Below are 17,550 nucleotides of genomic sequence, written 5' to 3'. Positions count from 1 at the left end.
CTGCCTCGTTCATTAGTGCGCGCCGACTAAACCGGCTCTTAAACGGAAGAAGACACGCATTTATGGGCAAGCTTTCCGGCATTCGCGTAGTGGACCTGTCGCAATTTCTGCCTGGCCCCATGATGAGCGTCATGATGGCCGATCAGGGTGCGGAAGTGATCAAGATCGAGCCCGCAAACGGCGATCCAGCGCGCGATCAGGCTCCGTTTGACACCTATAATGGTGAGGAGAATTCGGTCTGGTTTGCCAACCTCAATCGCGGCAAGAAAAGCGTTGTCCTTGATCTGAAATCGGAGGAGGGCAAGGCGCGTCTTTGCGAAATTATCCGAAGCGCGGATGTTTTTGTCGAAGGGTTTCGCCCCGGCGTGATGAAGCGGCTGGGCTTTGATTATGATCGCGTCAAAGCGATCAAGCCCGACATTATCTATTGCTCGATCTCGGCCTTTGGTCAGGATGGCGCACTCGCCCATCACCCCGCGCACGATATGGCGGTTCAGGCGCTGGCAGGCTTTCTTGCGGTCAACGATGGCCCGGATGGAACGCCGGTCGTGCCAGGTGCGGCAAGCGCTGATCTGGCCTCGGGTCTGACGGCATTATCGGCGGTGCTTATGGCGCTCATCGGACGGAACAGCACGGGCGAGGGCGCGTATATCGACTGCGCCATGTTCGACAGCCTTTTGCCATGGTGCGCGCATACTGCTGGCAGCGCGATTGCGGGTGGGGAAAGCCCCCAATCGCAATCACAGCGCTCGCTTGGCGGTGCGGCTTTCTATCAAATTTATGCGACAAAAGATGGCAAGCACGTGGCGTTGGGTGGGCGCGAGATCAAGTTTGCGACAAACCTGCTTACGGCGCTTGACCAGTTGGACCTGTTGCCTCTTGCCGAAGCACCTGCGGGGGAGCAGAGGGAGTTAATCGCATTCTTGAAGGATACTTTCGCGACCAAAACCCGCGCCCAGTGGGTGGAATGGTTTGCTGATAAGGACGTCGCATTTTCGCCTGTGTTGAACTTCCGTGAGGCTTTCGATGAGCCGCATATTGCTGAGCGCGGTTTGCTCGTCGAGGCGGAAGGAGGCGGCAACCATATCGCGCCCGCTATTCGGTTTGCAGGAGAAGAATGGAGCCCTCGCCCAGTGCCAAAGAAGGGCGAGCATGGCGCATGACACTCCGGCTGGAAATTGAAGGGGCAACCGGGCATTTGCTGATCGACCGGCTCGATCAACGTAATGCGTTCAACATGGATATGTGGAGCGCCATGCCCAGCCTTCTTGACGAGGTCGAAGCCAACAGCGACCTGCGCCTGCTGGTGATCCGTTCGGCGCAGGCAGGCGCGAGTTTTTGCGCAGGGGCCGATATCAAGGAAATGCTCGCGCAAAAGGATGATGCCCAGTGGCGCCAGGCCAACCAAGCGGCAATCAACCTTGTCCAACACAAACTTGCGCGGCTCAATCTGCCTACGCTCGCCTTTGTCGAAGGCGATTGCATTGGCGGGGGCTGCGGCATTGCCTTGGCCTGTGACTTGCGTGTCGCCACATCGGCTGCGCGGTTTGGGATTACGCCTGCAAAGCTTGGCCTTGTGTATCCGTTTCACGATGTGAAGCTGCTCACCGATCTGGTCGGGCCGGGTCAGGCGAAACGTATCTTGTTCACTGGCGGACTGATCGATGCCGATGAGGCATTGCGGATCGGGCTAGTTGAGATGCTGCGCGATGAGCCCGATGCAATCATCGCTGAAATGCTCGCTGTAAGCCCGCATTCAAACCGCGAAAATAAACGGTTCGTGCGGCGCGCTCTTGATGGACAGATGGCAGAGGATACGGAAACTCTACGCATTTTCGCGCAAAGCTTTGAGGGGGCTGACTTTCTCGAAGGCAGCACGGCTTTTGTTGAGAAACGCAGGCCCAACTTCTCCGATTAGACCGGACACGTTTACCCCATGGTGCTTGACGGTGCGCATGTTGGAAGCGATGCTGCACGATGAGGGAAAACATAAAAAGGGAGGGGCTGATGCGCGTCATTATCGCGAAATCGGATCAGGCAAAATCGAGCTGGAGCTCGCTTGCATTTGCCAGCGTTATGGCGATTAGCCTTGCGGGCTGTTCAGACAGCGAACCGCAGGCCAGCGCGGAAGCATCGGGCGATGGCACCGATACGATCGAGCTCGCAGAATTTCCTGACCGGCCTTACTGGGGCGACACTCACCTCCACACCGATAACTCGGTCGATGCCTTCGGCTTTGGTACAAGGCTTGGTCCGGAGGCAGCTTTGCGCTTTGCGCGCGGGGAGACGGTGACGGCGACCACGGGGGCTGAAACACAGCTTTCCCGGCCGCTCGATTTTCTGGTGATCGCTGATCATTCCGATGCGCTTGGCGCGACCCGTCGCCTGTATGATGCGCCGCGTTGGTATGTAAATTGGGTGATCGGCGATGAAACCGTGCTTCGCTGGTATGACATGATGCACGAAAGCCCTGAGCAATCGACCCGGGCGATTGGCGAGCTTATTTCAGCAGCAGCAGAAGACCGGGTGCCCGAAGGGATAGCTCCAGAAGGCGACGCGGCGATCAAGGCGACAAAGGATATCTGGAACACGCAGCTTTCCATACTTGACCGCTATAACGAGCCGGGCGTTTTTACCGCGCTTGCGGGCTATGAGTGGACCGCTATGCCCAATGGCAACAATTTGCACCGTGTGGTGATGTTCCGCGATGGATCGGACAAGACACGGCAGACCGTGCCTTTCCCCGGCCTACAAACCACCGCCCCGCAATTGTGGGAGTATATGAAAAGCTATGAGGAAAAGACCGGGGGGCGAGTGCTTGCTATTCCCCATAATTCCAACCTTTCCAATGGCTTGATGTTTCAAATGACCATGGAGGATGGCTCCCCCATGACCCCGGAATATGCCGCCCTTCGCGCTTGGGCAGAGCCGGTGATTGAAGCGACACAAATCAAAGGGGACAGCGAAACCCACCCCTATCTATCCCCCAATGATGAGATGGCCGGTTTTGGTGTTCAGGGCTGGGACTTTGGCAATTTGAGCCTAAGCGAAAAGACCGAGCCATCGATGTATGCGGGTTCTTATGCGCGCTCCGCTTTGCTTCGCGGACTAACGCTGGAAGAACAGCTGGGCGTCAACCCATACGCCTTTGGGATGATCGGTTCGACTGATAGCCATACCTCGCTTGCCACGGGTGATGAGGATAATTTCTGGGGCAAGCACACCGGGAACGAGCAGTCTTATACCGACCGGGCCATTCAGGGCCAAAACCTTGGCACGCGCGAAGGGCGCTTTGGCTGGCATTACCTTGCAGGCGGCTATGCGGCGGCCTGGGCAAGGGGCAATACGCGTGCAGAAATCTTCGACGCCTTTGCCCGGCGTGAGGTCTACGCAACCACTGGCCCGCGCATGAGCGTGCGCGTGTTTGGCGGCTTTGGCTTTACCGCCGATGATTGGGACGGTGATTGGGTGCGCAAAGGCTACACCAGCGGCGTTCCCATGGGCGGCGAGTTGGAGGACACGGGCAGTGCGCCAAGCTTCCTCATAAGCGCGATAAAGGACCCGGATGGGGCAAATCTTGACCGGGTGCAGGTTATCAAAGGCTGGCTCGATGCCTCGGGCGAGATGCAGGAGCGCGTCTATGACGTCGTTTGGAGCGATATGGACACGCGCCGTAAACTGGGAGGCAAGGTGCCTTCGGTTGGTGATACGGTGAACCGCGAGGATGCGACCTATACCAACGATATTGGCGCCGCTGAATTGCGCACCACATGGATCGACCCCGATTTCCGCGAGGGCGCGCGCGCGTTCTATTACGTTCGCGTTCTGGAAATCCCTACGCCGCGCTGGACCTTGTTTGATGCAGTGCGCTTTGGCGTGACCTTGACCCAAGAGGCGATGGCCGATGCCGTCGCACAGGAGCGGGCGTACACCTCGCCCATATGGCTTAAACCTGCGAGTTAAGAGGCATAGATGAACCTACCGGGTTGGACGCGCGAACCGCTTGTCCATTTCACAGTCTTGGGTGCAGTTTTGTATTTGGCGCTCACTTGGGGCGGTTCGCCGCCTGATCCCTCTTCACGGGTGATTAAAGTCGGGGCGGCCGAAGAGCAGAAGATCGCTGAGAGCTGGACGCTGACCATGGGCCGCGCGCCGACGGATGCGGAATTGGACTTGGCGGTGGACGCTTACGTTCGCGAAGAGGTGCTTTACCGCGAGGCATTGCGGCTTGGCTTTGATGAAAGCGATGCGATTGTGCGCCGGCGGTTAGTGTCGAAAATGGACCTGTCGGCAAGTCTTGCTGCGGAAACAGCAGAGCCATCTGACGAGACGCTGCGGGCGTTTCTCAATGACAATTCTAAGCTTTACGCCAATGAGGCTTTGGCCAATGCAAGCGTAACCTTGGAACAAGAGGTGTTTTCAAGCGAAGCGAGCGCGCGCGCCGCCTTGGGCGCCTCTGCTCCACGCGGCGAAGCGACAAGCCTGCCGGGCAGCATCTCAGACACCGCCATGCGCGATGTGGAGGCTCGGTTCGGTCAGCAATTCGCTACGGCTTTGCGTGATTTTGAGCCCGGTGCCGACTGGCAAGGGCCGCTGCAATCAGGCTTCGGCTGGCACGTGGTGCGACTGACCAAACGCGACGTGCCAAAGCCCGATTTTGAACCCTTGCGCACGCGCATAGCCAACGACTGGCGCACAGCAGAGATCGAGGCGCGTAAAGAGCGTGCCTACGAAACCCTGCGCAGCGCATACCGCATCGACATCGACCGGTGAGAGGTGTGCTGCGCTGGGCTATTGGCGTGATTGCCATCCTCTTGGCATTTCCGCTGAGCGCGCATGAACTGCGCCCATCAGTCGTAGAAATGCGCGAGGCGGGCGAGGGGCGATATACGCTCGATTGGAAGGTCACGCTTTCGGTTGGAAGCGCGGGGCTTTTGACCAATACACTTGAGCCGGTGATCCCCGACAATTGCACGATCCAAGGCGAAAAGGTGCAGCGCATCCAATCGGCGGCGTTAATGGGCCGGGCTAGCCTTGCGTGCGACGGAGATCCCGCAGGCGGCCAGTTTGGCCTTAGCGAATTGCTTGGCAAGTCTGACGCCATAGCCCGCTTTGTTCCGGTTGATGCACCCACGCAAAGCTTTCGCCTGACTGCCGACGAGCCTGCGGCCACCATCCTGGCAGAGCCCGATCCGTTAAGCGTGTTTGGCGACTATTTCGTGATCGGGGCGCAGCATATAGTCTTTGGTTGGGATCACCTGCTGTTCGTTATCGCGCTTGTCCTTTTGGTGCGCAATCCCTGGCCCGTGGTGAAGGCTACGACGGCCTTTACCATTGCCCACTCGATCACGCTTGTGGCGACAGTTCTGGGGTATTCAGGGCTGCCATCCCGGCCGGTTGAGGCGCTGATTGCCCTTTCTATCGTGTTCCTTGCGGTTGAGGTTGCGCTGCTTCTGCGTGATCCAGAGCGGCAGACCCTGACGCGCCGTTTTCCGTGGGCGGTCGCCTTTGCCTTTGGGTTGATCCACGGCTTTGGCTTTGCTGGCGCCTTGGCCGACATCGGCCTCCCCCAGACCCAGCTTGCTGCTGCGCTCTTTGCCTTTAACCTCGGCGTTGAAGCGGGGCAGTTGCTGGTGGTGGCGCTTACCGTCGCGATCCTCGCAGGCCTCAGACGGTTCCCGCCTTTGGTAGAGAGCAGGGCACTCACCAGCGCAACCTATGGCATTGGGGCGATTGGTAGCTTCTGGCTCATTGAGCGGCTAATCGGCTGAGCCTACCTATTGCGCGAGGAAGGCTTCGTGGCTTGGCAGACTACCAACAGCGCGCTCGATAAGCTTGCGCACATTGCCAAGAAACTCGGTCAATTCTGCGTCGGTTAAACAATTAGCCATCGGATCATATCCGCGCGGGGTTATTCCCTGACCAAGCATCACCTGCACCCAGCTCGCCTCGCGGAAGAGGTCATCAGCATCGCGGCCAATCCGTCCACTTGACGCAAACAGCTCCATCTTGTGGGTCAGACTGTCTGGCACTTTCATATTCTTGCAGTAGCGCCAGAACTCTGAATCCTCACGTTCCGTTTGGTGGTAATGCAGGATAAGAAAATCGCGAATTTGCTCAAACTCATTGGAACAGCGCTGATTGTATTCCGCGCGCTCTTTCGAGGCGTCCTTGCTCGTCGGGAAAAGCTGCAACAGGCGGCTCACCTGTGATTGGATGAGGTGGATGCTGGTCGATTCCAGCGGTTCCAAAAACCCGCTTGCAAGGCCGATGCCAGCGCAATTGTGTGACCAGAATTGTTCCCGCCGCCCCGTGGTAAAGCGGATGGTACGCGGGTCCGCCAGTGGCTTGGTATCAAGTCCTTCAAGCAGCACATCGCCCGCTGCTTCATCGGTGATAAAATCGCTGCAATAGACATGGCCATTGCCGGTGCGATGTTGCAGCGGGATACGCCATTGCCACCCAGCTTGCTTTGCCGTGGCACGGGTAAAGGGCACGAGTGTGTCCAGCCGCTCGCTTGGCACGGCTTGCGCACTGTTGCAGGGGAGCCAGTGGGACCAGTCCTGATAACCCACGCCCAACTCCTGTCCCAGAAGCAGTGCGCGAAATCCGGTGCAGTCGATAAAGAAGTCGCCTTTGACCTCTTTGCCGCTCTCGAGGGTGATGGAGGTGATGTCCCCGCTTTGGGCATCGCGCGCAACCGCGCTTACAATCCCTTCGGTACGAGTGACCCCGCGCTCTTCGGAAAACTCGCGGAGGTATGCGGCATAAAGGCTCGCATCGAAATGGTACGCGTAGGCAAGCCCTGTCATCGACGTGTTGCCCACCCGGTCGAGCTTGCCAAACCTTGCCTGATCAGCCGCCACTTGGTGCAAGGAATAGTGCCAAAGGTCTTTGTCGTGCCCCAATGACGCCGCACGCGACCAATATTGGTGGAAGGGCACGCTCGCCAGGCTCATTCCCGCATCGCCGAAGGTGTGGAGATATTTGGAGCCAGGCTTACCCCAGTCCACAAATTCAATTCCAAGCTTGAAAGTGCCGTTGGTACGCTTCACAAAATCGCGTTCATCAAGGCCAAGGATCGTGTTGAGGCGGATGATCTGAGGGATTGTCGCCTCGCCTACGCCTACGGTCCCGATGGCTTCAGATTCGACAAGCTCGATGTCAATCGCCTTGCCCATGAGGCGAGCAAAAGCCGCTGCACAAATCCAACCCGCGGTGCCCCCGCCGACGATCACAAGCTTACTTGGTTTACTATCGCTCACTGTTCTCTCTTACGGCTTTGCCGATGGCCGGAAAAATGCGTTTATGGTCAATCGACCTTTTCTGGGGTCAGCTGACAACTCTGCCGAATTGTCGATAATCCCTGAATGCAGCACATTACCACGGTAGAAGATGGCTTCATTGAATGCGCCTGTACTTTTGTGGATCATTTCAAAATACGGTGCACCATCCGTAACATATGCAGCATCAGGCAGGCCTGACTTTTGAACATCGGCTTGCAATGCATTCCGGTAGGCGGGGAAATTTTCGTCTGTGAGTGCCTCAAACCCGGTTGAGCGATGCCTGAAAAACCCCGTTCCGCCGTGATCGGTCTCGTTGAGATAAAGCATCATGGCCAATTGATTGGGGTCGGTCCCATCGACATGGGGAAAGCGCTGCATCGGTATAAGGTCTTGCGGCCTTGCAGTGACGAGCGAAAACCAAGCTTGAATTTCCCAGCCATCGTCCGTTCTCCCGAACGCGCTGTCGAGCATAGGTGTGAGGGCATGAAGCCAATCGGTCGAAACAGCTTTGGGTAGCGGCGCGCGTATCCCGGGATATTGCGGAGTGATTGCTGCAAAATTTTGCAAAGATGCAAAACCAATCGCTGTTTCAGGTGCCTTCAGAAACTGCTTAATACAAACATAGCTATGATTTAATTGGGAAAAATGATCCGCTTCAGCCTGTTCTACCGAGATTGTCCAATCATGCATGAATCAAAGAAACCTCGGTCGCGCTTCTGTCAGGTGTCAAAGGATATCAAATCCGTCGGAGAACACCAAAAGAACCTACTAACACACTGTAAATAAGATAAATATTGAGCTTAAAATCGAAGGGGTGGTCGCAGTTGCAGGGTAAAATCGAATTTCCTTCGACCAGCACGCATCAGAGTGTGACCCAGTCGCCACACTCCTCACATTGTTCCGCGTATTTTGCTGCTTTTGGCGAAAATATGAATACCCAAACATCTAATAAATAATGAGAAAAGGGAAATTCTGGTTATTTTGGTGTCGTTTGAAAATTCCTGTTTTACGAGTCAACGAATCTCCGCTATGAAAAAAAATGCAAATTACGCAAAAGTCGTGATGCGATTTGGAGAGGACTGAATTATGGGATTGAAGCGTTTCACCGCTAACGCTCGCTTGCTGTCTGGAGCAGCGACCGGGCTCGCGCTTGTGGCAATGGCAGCTCCTGCTGCTGCGCAAGACGGCAACACCACCGAGGTTACTGAGGATGAAGACAATGCGATTGTCGTAACCGGCATTCGCAGCGCCATTCAAACCTCGCTCGATACAAAGCGCGATGCTACTTCGATCGTCGAAGTGATTTCTGCTGAGGATCTTGGGCAGCTTCCCGACCTTTCGATCGCTGACTCGCTTGCTCGCCTTCCGGGCGTGACAGCGCAGCGTGTTCGTGGCCGTTCACAGCAGATTTCGATCCGCGGTCTTGGTCCAGACTTCTCGCTCGCACTGCTTAATGGCCGCGAGGTTGTCTCTTCTGGCAACAACCGCGGCATTGAATTTGACCAGTTTCCCTCAGAGCTTATCAGCCAGGGTATTGTCTATAAGACAGGTGATGCGCGTTTGGCAGCGATCGGTATCGCTGGTGCGGTCGACCTTCGCACTGTGCGTCCGCTCGACTATAACGAGAGAAAGATCACTGCACAGGCTACCTATGTTCTAAACGACGCTGGTCAGCGCAACCCCGACTTCCCAGATGATGGGTATCGTTTCTTTGGCTCTTACATTGACCAAAACGCGGCTGGGACGTTGGGTTGGTCGCTTGGTGTTACGGTTCAATCGAACCCTCAACAGACAATCTCGCGAGAGTTGAAAACCAACCAATTCCAGGTCACAACTGATGCTAACGGTGTGATCTATCCATCAGATAACCCGCGCCAGGGCGCGGTGAGCCGCGAGTTTGAGCGCACCTCTATCGCCGGTACACTTCAGTTTGAGCCAAGCGACGACTTTGCCCTGATGATCGACGGCTTTTATACCGATACTCAGGATTCCGGGATCTTCCGCGGCACTGAAACGCCGATTGCATCGTGGAGCGGCGCACAGTTCGAAGGCGCCACCGGTAACGGTCCGTTCGCCGATAGCGCAACGTACAGCGCGGTTGTTCCGATCCTTCGTACCGACACCGAGGGCAATGATAGCGAGATTTTCGCTATCGGCGCGAATGCGGATTTCAATGTCACCGACAATATTAGCCTGATCCTCGATTACGGTTATTCGACGCTTAGCCGGACGGATATCGATTATGAGTCCTATGCAGGAACAGGTCCAGCACGCTCCGGCGCGCAAGATACGTTGAATTTCACTTTCCCGCGCAACGGCGAGTATTCGATCAATGGACTGATCGACTACACAGATCCGGCAAATGTTCTTTTGACTGATCCAGGCGGCTGGGGCCAGGTCGGCTTCCTGCGTGAGCCAGAGATCAATGACGAGCTGCATCAGTTGCGTGCAGAGTTCGCCTATGAATTCAACGGCGGCTTGTTTGACAGTGTGATTGCCGGTTGGCTTTACACAGACCGCGAAAAAGACTTCGACAACAACGGGACCTTCCTTCGTGCTGGCGCTGGCTTTGTTGACGGTGCGGCTCCTATCCCAACAGGGCTGATCCGCGGCGCGACTGACACTGGCAACCTGGGCCAGAACATCATCGCTTATGATCCATCAGGATTGTTGACTGATGGCACCTATCTGCTTGAGCGCGCCACAGATGACACCGAGTGGGTCGTGAACGAGGAAGTCCACAATCTTTACGTTCAGGCCAATATCGATGGAATGCTCGGTGAAATCCCGGTTCGAGGTAACATCGGCCTGCGTTATGCTTTCACTGACCAGTCCTCGACCGGCACGATCAGCGGCGGTTTCGTCAACACGGTTGGCACGGACTATGAAGACTTCCTGCCAAGCGCGAACTTGAGCTTCGAGGTTGGAACGGACACCTTCATCCGGCTTGCAGCGGCAAAGACAATCACGCGTTCAAGGCTTGATCAACTAGCGGCCAACCAGAATATCAACGTCAATCCGCTCAGCTGCGCTGATACGGATGGAGACCAAATCCCTGATACGGTGCTTGGCTTTAACCCGCCGCAATTGGTATGTTTCAACCTCAGCGGCGGAAACCCGCTTCTTAATCCATACGAATCCTTGTCGTTTGACGTGTCGTTTGAGAAATACTTCTCACCCGGTTCCGCGATCATCATCGCTGCCTTCCATAAGGATTTGTCAGACTGGATCATCGATTTTAACGAGATCGTCGATCTGACACAGCCAATCGAGAACGCTGGTTTCGGTAGCATTCTCACGAACGCGCCAGAATTGGCAACCGGCGTATTTAGTGGGCCCGTCAACTTTGCTGATGGTTCGATTACCGGCATCGAAGGCACAGTCCGTGTCGATTTCGCTGATTTGACCTCGGCACTCGAAGGGTTCGGTGGCTTCTTCAGCTATACCTACGCTGATGCAACGGTTGATGACCAGAATGATGACCCGCTACCCATCCCGGGCTATTCGGATGAAACTTGGTCGGGTGACATCTTTTATGAGCGTGATGGTTTCCGCGCGAAACTGGCTGCGCGCTATCGTAGCGGGTTCTTGTCTGAAGTGCAGAACTTCGATGGGTCACTTGCGGGTGCCGATGCACGCGATGAGCTGATCCTTGATGCGCAAATCGGGTATACTTTCCAGAATGACACAGGACCGCTTGCAGGTCTGGGTATTCTGGTTGAGGCGTTTAACCTCACCAATGAACCGTTTGTTACGCAGAACGATCTGCTGGGTCCAAATGGTGCCGTGATCGGCGCATTCCCGAGCCGTCATGAAATCTATGGGCGCACGTTCAACTTCACGATCCGTAAGAACTTCTAAAGTCTCTCCGGGTCGCATTCCCGAGACTGAAAGGCCCGCTGGAAACAGCGGGCCTTTTTGGTGCCTGATTGAGATTTGTCCTGAGGCGCGCGCTGCCGTCAGCCGAGACTAAACAGCGAGCGGCGAGGGACAAAATTGGCGCAGGAAATCTGCGTGCGCAGGCATCTCAGCTACTGCGCCTTCCATGGCAGCTGCGACCATTCCCATCCGTTCGCTCACAGGCACGCCCTCGCGCATCTGCGTGATGGCGGGCGCGCGTTTGGGGGTGATGTCCTGGCCCAAATACACCGCGATCCAGCTGGGGTTGGCGAAAAGCTCGCGCTCGTCTGACACAAGCAGGCCGTACTCGCGGAAGTGATCGACTTTGTATTGCAGGCTGTCCGGTATCTCCATCGCGCTGCAATACCGCCACAGCTCCGTATCATCGCGGGTCGTCGCCTTGTAATGCAGGATCAGAAAGTCGCGGATGCGTTCATATTCACTCGCCGTCTGGCGATTGTATTCGCGCGCCAAAAGCGGCGACATCGCGTTGTCGGGTAGCAGAGCGAGCAGACGCAAAATGCCATATTGGATCAGATGCAGGCTGGTCGATTCCAGCGGCTCCATAAAGCCGGCTGAAAGCCCGATAGCAACGCAGTTTTTGTCCCAAAACTTGCGCCGCATACCTGTTACAAAGCGAAGAGTGCGCGGGTCTGCCTGAGGCTCCCCATCGAGCGAACCCATGAGCGTTGCAGTGGCTTCATCCTCGCTGATAAACTCGCTGCAGTGGACATATCCGTTGCCAGTGCGATGTTGAAGCGGGATGCGCCATTGCCAGCCGGCCTCTTTGGCTGTGGAGCGCGTGTAGGGCGTGATCTCTTCGCCCTTGGAACACGGCACAGCCACAGCGCGGTCACATGGTAGCCAGTGCTGCCAATTCTCGTAACCCGCTTTGAGTGTGCCCTCGATCAAAAGCCCGCGAAACCCGCTGCAGTCAATGAAGAGCTCGCCCGAAACAACTTCGCCGCTGTCCAAAGTGACGCTTTGAATGAAGCCGTCTTCGGCGCGCTGGGTGACATCTGTGACGCGGCCTTCGATGCGGGTGACGCCGCGCGCTTCGGACAATCGGCGCAGGTACGCTGCATAAAGCCCTGCATCAAAATGATAGGCGTAATCGAATGTCGATTGGATTTTGCGGCGGTCGGGAACGGGATGCGCAAACTTGCCAGCTTTCGCCATGGCCCAGCACATAGAGAAATCGTCAATCGGCCCTTCCATGCGTCCAGCAAGGCTCTCTCGCATCCAATAATGGTAGAAAGGCACCTTATCGAACTCTGCGCCATATTGGCCAAAGGGGTGGAAGTAGCTGTGCCCTTTGCGTGACCAATCGACGAACTGAATGCCCAGCTTGTATGAGCCCGCTGTCTCTTTGACGAAGGTCGCCTCGTCGATGCCGATACGCTGATTGAAGGTGCGGATTGGCGGGATTGTAGCCTCGCCAACGCCCACAGTGCCGATTGCCTCGGATTCGACAAGGGTGATGTTGCAAGCGGTCCCAAGCGCGTCGGAAAGGGCAGCCGCCGTCATCCAGCCCGCACTGCCACCGCCCACGATCACGATTTTTTGAAGCGGTCTGGGCTCCCCCAAACCCTCACCTGGGGTCACGTTATCCTCCGCAGCTTTCTCTGATCAGAAGGCTGGTTTCCAACCGTTCTGAAATTGCCTGTCCGCCCTGCGTGTCGATCAGTTTCGAGACCAGCATTCGCCCTGCCAGATTGGTGTCCTGGTCAATCGTGGTCAAGCGCGGTGTTACAAGGCGGGCCGCCGGGATATTGTCATAACCCACAACGGCGACATCGTCAGGGACCGACCGGCCTGACAGGCTGAGCGCGCGCATCGCGCCGATTGCGATCAAATCGCTTGCGGCAAAAATGGCATCAAATTCAAGGCCACGCTCAATCGCTGAGCGCGTAGCGGATTCGCCTGATTGCACATCGAAATGGGCAGGCAAAACCAGGCTATCATCAATATCGCGCCCTGCTTGCTCCAATGCCATGCGATATCCGCGATAGCGCTGCTCTGCTTCGGGCGCTTCGGTGTCGCCAAGGAACAAGATGCGTTCACGGCCTAATCGGATGAGGTGCGAGGTGGCGCGCCTTCCGCCTGCAACATTGTCCGAACCCACCGTGCAATAGAGCGCATCGGCAAAGTCGGCGCCCCACACCACAAAGCGATCATCGCGGTCGATCAGTTCGTTGAAACCATCATGAAGCGAGCTTTGGCCGATGAAGATCATGCCTTTCGCGCGGCTTGTGGTCATCGCAAACTCAAGGTCCTCGACCGTGCGCGGGAAGATGTGGCTGATCACCAGGTCGACTTTGCGGTCGCGCGCAGCCTCCGCAATTCCGGCGAGCAATTCGAGGAAGAAGGGGTCTGACACCCGTGTTTCGCGCGCCTGCGGGGCAGGGACAATGACGGCAATTGTTGCGTCCGCGCCAATCGGCCCGTTGGGCATGGTCGAGCGAAAGTCATAGTCGTGCTCGCGCGCAATGCGCCAGACTTCCTGTTTGGTGCGGCGATTGACGGCAGGGCTGTCATTGAGCGCTCTGGATACGGTGGAGATCGATACGCCGGCCTGACGCGCAATATCTTCCAATCTGGCATTTTTGCCGGCCTTACCTGAGCCCCCAGCCATCGCTCTATTCGCCTTTTCGAACTGCCCAATATCCGCTTCTCGGGGCCATTACCCCTGAAACTCTCCCATGCTCATCGCTTATTGCTTCGCTTGCGACAACCTTTGCATCGCAAAACTCTGGGGGTGGGGCCCAATCAAGAATTCGCTCGCTCAGATTATAGGCGCAAAGCACCGCACCAGTAGCACCAGTGGCACCAGTGTCTGTGCGCCGGACGAAGGCGATGATTTCCTTGGGGGTGTCGAGTAGCTCGCTTGTCCCGGTCAAAAGAGGGGCAAGGGATTTGCGCAAGGTGAGCAAGCGGCGCGTATAATTGAGTGAGGAAGTATGGTCCTTGGATTGGACGTCGACCGCGCGATCTGCGTGGGCCGGATCGACCTTGAGCCACGTCTGGTTCGCGTTTGAAAAGCCTGCTTGAGGCTGGTGCGCGGCCCATGGGAAGGGTGTGCGCGCCCCGTCTCGTCCCAATGTGTGAGGCCAATTGGCGATGGCTTCTGGGTCTAGCAGGTCTTCAAAAGCCACTTGCCCTTGGGGTAGGGCAAGCTCTTCGCCCTGGTAAATGATCGGATTGCCGCGCAAGGACAGCAGGACCATCATCGACAGCCGCGCCATCCGTTCATAATTGTTCGGCCGCGACCAACGCGTCGTCGACCGCGGTGCGTCGTGGTTGGAAAACGCCCAGGAAGGCCAACCTTCACCCGGCGTTCCATCCCAATTGCCAAGCGAGGCCTTGATCCGTTCAGCGTTCAGCTCAGGGGCGTAAAGAAAGTCAAAATTGTAAGCGGAATCGAGCCTTTTGCCGTCTGCAGTGAATGCCTTCATCTCCGCCAAAGGATCAGGGCCGCCCACTTCGGCAACAGTGAAACGGTCGGGGTATTCCTCAATCGTTGCTCGGATGCGCTCTATAAAGGCGGGAATGTCGTCGTGACTTTGGTTGTAACGCTTGATCTGCATATCAAACGGTCTGGTCACATCTTCTAACGCAGCACCCGAAGGCGGATTATCGCGCAATTCGGGATCGTGCATCGAAAAATTGAGCGCATCGAGCCTGAAGCCATCAACACCCCGGTCGAGCCAGAAACGCGCGGCGTCAAGCAGAGCGTCCTGCACATCGCGGTTATGCACATTGAGATCAGGCTGACTGCTCAGGAAGTTGTGCAGATAATACTGCTTGCGCGGGCCATCCCACTGCCATGCTGAACCGCCGAACACCGATTGCCAATTGGAAGGGGGCGATCCATCGGGCTTTGCATCGGCCCAAACGTACCAATCCGCCTTGTCGTTGGTGCGGTCCTTGCGGCTTTCCTGAAACCAAGCATGTTCGTCCGAGGTGTGCGAATACACCTGATCGATGATGACTTTGAGGCCAAGCGCGTGCGCGCGCTCGATAATCGCGTCAAAGTCGTCAAAATCACCAAAGCTTGGATCAATGCCGCAGTAATCGGCGACATCATAGCCGAAATCTTTCATCGGCGATGTGAAAAAGGGCGAAATCCAGATGCCGTCGACCCCAAGCGATGCGACGTAATCGAGGTTTTCGGCAATGCCCTTAAGGTCGCCAATGCCATCGTCATTGGTGTCGCGAAAGCTGCGCGGATAGATCTGATAGATCACCGCTCCGCGCCACCATTCGCGCGTCGTTTCGCCGCCTGTCGCAGCCAAAATATCGACCTGTCTGTTCATTGCACCTGAGCCTTCGTTTCGCCCACCAACTCGCACACGGCATAGCCGAGAGCCGGGAGAGTGACGGTCACGGCCCCCGGTGCTGCGACAGCGGCAGGGCAACTTCCGGCAAGCGTGTTGAGGCTGCGCGAGGCATAGTCAACCGGCACGTTTACCTCAATTGGTTCAGACGAAGTGTTGTAGGCGAGCAGGACCTTCTGCCCGCTTGCTGGATCATGGCGAGTGAGAGCAAAGATGCCAGGCTCATCGCGGTAGGCACGCATGGTTTGCAGGCCCCGCCTCAAGGCCGGGTTCCTGTTGCGGATGCGGGCCATCTCGCCAATCAGGCGGTAAAGCGGATGCTCGGTGTCGTAATTCTCGCTCGCCGTTGTTGCATCTGTTCCGATAAGATCATTGTCATTGTAGCTATCGGTAAGGCTCGCGAACATGTCTTCGCGCGCGGCCTGATCGTTGCCGTCCCCGACAAAGCCTTGCTCTGACCCGGAATAGATCGTGGGAGATCCCCTGAGCGTCATCATCATGACATGGCCCAGCATAACCCGGTCGAGCAATTCCTGCTGAGTGATGCTGGGATTGGCCCCGCGCACAAAGGTGGAGAAACGCCCAGCATCGTGATTTCCAAGGAAGGTCGGCATAGTGAGAGCTGTCTCCTCGCCGCCTTCGTAAAGCACATCGCCGTCAAACATTTCTGCAATTTTCACAGTGCCTTGGCCTTGCGCGATCGTTTCGACCATTGCGGCCTGAAAGGCAAAATCAAGGACCGTGGGAAGCGTATCGCGGCGGGTGTATTGCGCGATATATCCATTGTCCGAACCATCGCGGTAAACCTCGCCGAAGATATGGAAGTTGGGAATGCCCTCTTCGCGTGCGGTTTCCAGCATGGCCGGGATAAAAGTCTGCCAAAACTCAGGGTTCACGTGGCGCGCGGTATCAATGCGAAAACCGTCGATGCCGGTTTCCTTGATCCAGGTCGCATAAATGTCGATCATACCTGCGAGCACGCGCGGGTGTTCAGTGAACACATCATCAAGGCCCACGAAATCGCCGTGGCGGCTGCTTTCCTCGCGGAAGGTCGTGTCGCCTCTGTTATGGTAATAGATCGGATTGTTGAGCCACGCGGGCGCTTTCACGTCGCGCTCATTTTCTGGCACAACCGGCGTGTAGGCGTAGGACGGATCGGTTAGCTTGGCGAAGTTCTCTTCGGTCTGAACCTCATCACCCAGAAATCCTTCATTGATGGGCTCGCCGCCAATTCCGCCCTTGCGCGAATAAGGAAAATCGCCCTTGCTGCGATAGACATATCCGGTCTCGTCTCCTTCGGCATAGCGGATCACATCGGCGGTGCGGTTGGTGATGATGTCCATATAGACCTTCATCCCGCGCGTGTGCGCCGCATCGACGAATGCCTTGAACTCTTCATTGGTGCCAAAATGCGGGTCGATGCTGGTGAAGTCGGTCACCCAATAGCCGTGGTAGCCTGCGCTTTCCTGCCCCGGAGGCCCTTGAACGGGCTTGTTCTGGAACACCGGTGCAAACCAGACAGCCGTGACGCCCATGCCCTGAATGTAATCGAGCTTTGCGGTGAGGCCGGCAAGGTCGCCGCCGTGATAAAACCCTTTGTGAGCGGGGTCGAAACCATGGTCGAGAGCTTCGCCTTCAATGCCTCCCTTGTCATTAGTCGGATCGCCATTGGCGAAGCGGTCGGGGAGCACGAAATAGATCACTTCGTCCTCAGGCGGGCGTTCGCGCAATGCGCTTTCCGCTTCGGGCGGGCCATCCATCGCGGATACGGTCCCGCCCAACACTGCTAACGCGGCCAAGCCCGCAACCCAGATTCGTCTCATGCTCATGTCTCCCGCGCGCTAATTGCCATCAAATGAGAATTTTTGCAAATCTTTGTGCGAGCCTATCAAGAGCGAGAAAAGTTGGCTTAAGCACAGGAAAAATAGCAATATAATATGGAATAACCGAGAATATTAGGAGAGCGCTTAATTCAAATATGCAAACAAACTTGCAAAATTTTGCAGTATCGGCAATTTGATCGACGA

Annotated in this window: 12 protein-coding genes; 6 read left to right on the top strand and 6 right to left on the bottom strand. The window is 56.4% G+C overall.

Annotated features, from left to right (window positions below):
* Positions 1-62: 62 nt before the first annotated feature.
* The 5 genes from EH31_RS05225 to EH31_RS05205 all read left to right on the top strand — a co-directional run bounded on the left by EH31_RS05225 (position 63) and on the right by EH31_RS05205 (position 5,771).
* Positions 63-1,163, top strand: a complete 1,101-nt coding sequence (locus tag EH31_RS05225; RefSeq protein ID WP_034958476.1) for a CaiB/BaiF CoA transferase family protein — start codon at positions 63-65, stop codon at positions 1,161-1,163.
* Positions 1,160-1,918 (top strand): enoyl-CoA hydratase/isomerase family protein, encoded by a 759-nt coding sequence (locus EH31_RS05220; protein WP_034958475.1) that lies wholly within the window; start codon positions 1,160-1,162, stop codon positions 1,916-1,918. Before EH31_RS05225 ends, EH31_RS05220 begins: the two co-directional genes overlap by 4 nt.
* A gap of 89 nt (positions 1,919-2,007) precedes the next feature.
* A complete protein-coding gene (locus EH31_RS05215; RefSeq protein ID WP_169738763.1) occupies positions 2,008-3,963 on the top strand; it encodes a DUF3604 domain-containing protein in 1,956 nt (651 codons plus the stop codon).
* Positions 3,964-3,972: 9 nt separating this feature from the next.
* Positions 3,973-4,773 (top strand): peptidyl-prolyl cis-trans isomerase, encoded by an 801-nt coding sequence (locus EH31_RS05210; RefSeq protein WP_034958474.1) that lies wholly within the window; start codon positions 3,973-3,975, stop codon positions 4,771-4,773.
* Between the two features lie 41 nt (positions 4,774-4,814).
* Complete coding sequence (locus EH31_RS05205) at positions 4,815-5,771, top strand: HupE/UreJ family protein (RefSeq protein WP_241765832.1); 957 nt, start codon at positions 4,815-4,817, stop codon at positions 5,769-5,771.
* 6 nt (positions 5,772-5,777) lie between these two features.
* Here EH31_RS05205 and EH31_RS05200 read toward each other — a convergent pair whose 3' ends face one another.
* Positions 5,778-7,265, bottom strand: coding sequence for a tryptophan halogenase family protein (locus EH31_RS05200; protein WP_034958471.1), 1,488 nt, complete (start codon positions 7,263-7,265; stop codon positions 5,778-5,780).
* A 9-nt stretch (positions 7,266-7,274) separates the two neighbouring features.
* The gene (locus EH31_RS05195; RefSeq protein WP_241765831.1) at positions 7,275-7,976 is read right to left on the bottom strand and encodes a DUF6445 family protein; all 702 of its coding nucleotides are present in this window, start codon (positions 7,974-7,976) and stop codon (positions 7,275-7,277) included.
* A gap of 396 nt (positions 7,977-8,372) precedes the next feature.
* Here EH31_RS05195 and EH31_RS05190 point away from each other — a divergent pair, with 396 nt between their 5' ends.
* Positions 8,373-11,147, top strand: a complete 2,775-nt coding sequence (locus EH31_RS05190) for a TonB-dependent receptor (RefSeq protein WP_034958470.1) — start codon at positions 8,373-8,375, stop codon at positions 11,145-11,147.
* Positions 11,148-11,255: 108 nt separating this feature from the next.
* On the opposite strand, the gene EH31_RS05185 is transcribed toward EH31_RS05190, so the two are convergent.
* From EH31_RS05185 to EH31_RS05170, 4 genes are read right to left on the bottom strand one after another with little or no spacing between them, the layout of a single operon-like run.
* Entirely contained in the window at positions 11,256-12,773 is a 1,518-nt protein-coding gene (locus tag EH31_RS05185) for a tryptophan halogenase family protein (protein WP_034959061.1), read from the bottom strand.
* Positions 12,774-12,792: 19 nt separating this feature from the next.
* Positions 12,793-13,821, bottom strand: coding sequence for a LacI family DNA-binding transcriptional regulator (locus tag EH31_RS05180; protein WP_034958469.1), 1,029 nt, complete (start codon positions 13,819-13,821; stop codon positions 12,793-12,795).
* 4 nt (positions 13,822-13,825) lie between these two features.
* Entirely contained in the window at positions 13,826-15,502 is a 1,677-nt protein-coding gene (locus EH31_RS05175; protein WP_051698951.1) for an alpha-amylase family glycosyl hydrolase, read from the bottom strand.
* Entirely contained in the window at positions 15,499-17,346 is a 1,848-nt protein-coding gene (locus EH31_RS05170) for an alpha-amylase family glycosyl hydrolase (protein ID WP_034959057.1), read from the bottom strand. The genes EH31_RS05175 and EH31_RS05170 overlap by 4 nt, the downstream gene beginning before the upstream one ends.
* Positions 17,347-17,550 lie beyond the last annotated feature (204 nt).

This window comes from Erythrobacter longus (assembly GCF_000715015.1).
GTDB classification, from domain to species: domain Bacteria; phylum Pseudomonadota; class Alphaproteobacteria; order Sphingomonadales; family Sphingomonadaceae; genus Erythrobacter; species Erythrobacter longus.
This window is presented reverse-complemented; position numbering and strand designations above follow the sequence as displayed.

Coding starts and splice junctions, on each gene's coding strand:
- EH31_RS05225 (WP_034958476.1), top strand. CDS start 63: ATGGGCAAGCTTTCCGGCATTCGCGTAGTGGACCTGTCGCAATTTCTG.
- EH31_RS05220 (WP_034958475.1), top strand. CDS start 1,160: ATGACACTCCGGCTGGAAATTGAAGGGGCAACCGGGCATTTGCTGATC.
- EH31_RS05215 (WP_169738763.1), top strand. CDS start 2,008: ATGCGCGTCATTATCGCGAAATCGGATCAGGCAAAATCGAGCTGGAGC.
- EH31_RS05210 (WP_034958474.1), top strand. CDS start 3,973: ATGAACCTACCGGGTTGGACGCGCGAACCGCTTGTCCATTTCACAGTC.
- EH31_RS05195 (WP_241765831.1), bottom strand. CDS start 7,976: ATGCATGATTGGACAATCTCGGTAGAACAGGCTGAAGCGGATCATTTT.
- EH31_RS05190 (WP_034958470.1), top strand. CDS start 8,373: ATGGGATTGAAGCGTTTCACCGCTAACGCTCGCTTGCTGTCTGGAGCA.
- EH31_RS05180 (WP_034958469.1), bottom strand. CDS start 13,821: ATGGCTGGGGGCTCAGGTAAGGCCGGCAAAAATGCCAGATTGGAAGAT.
- EH31_RS05175 (WP_051698951.1), bottom strand. CDS start 15,502: ATGAACAGACAGGTCGATATTTTGGCTGCGACAGGCGGCGAAACGACG.
- EH31_RS05170 (WP_034959057.1), bottom strand. CDS start 17,346: ATGAGACGAATCTGGGTTGCGGGCTTGGCCGCGTTAGCAGTGTTGGGC.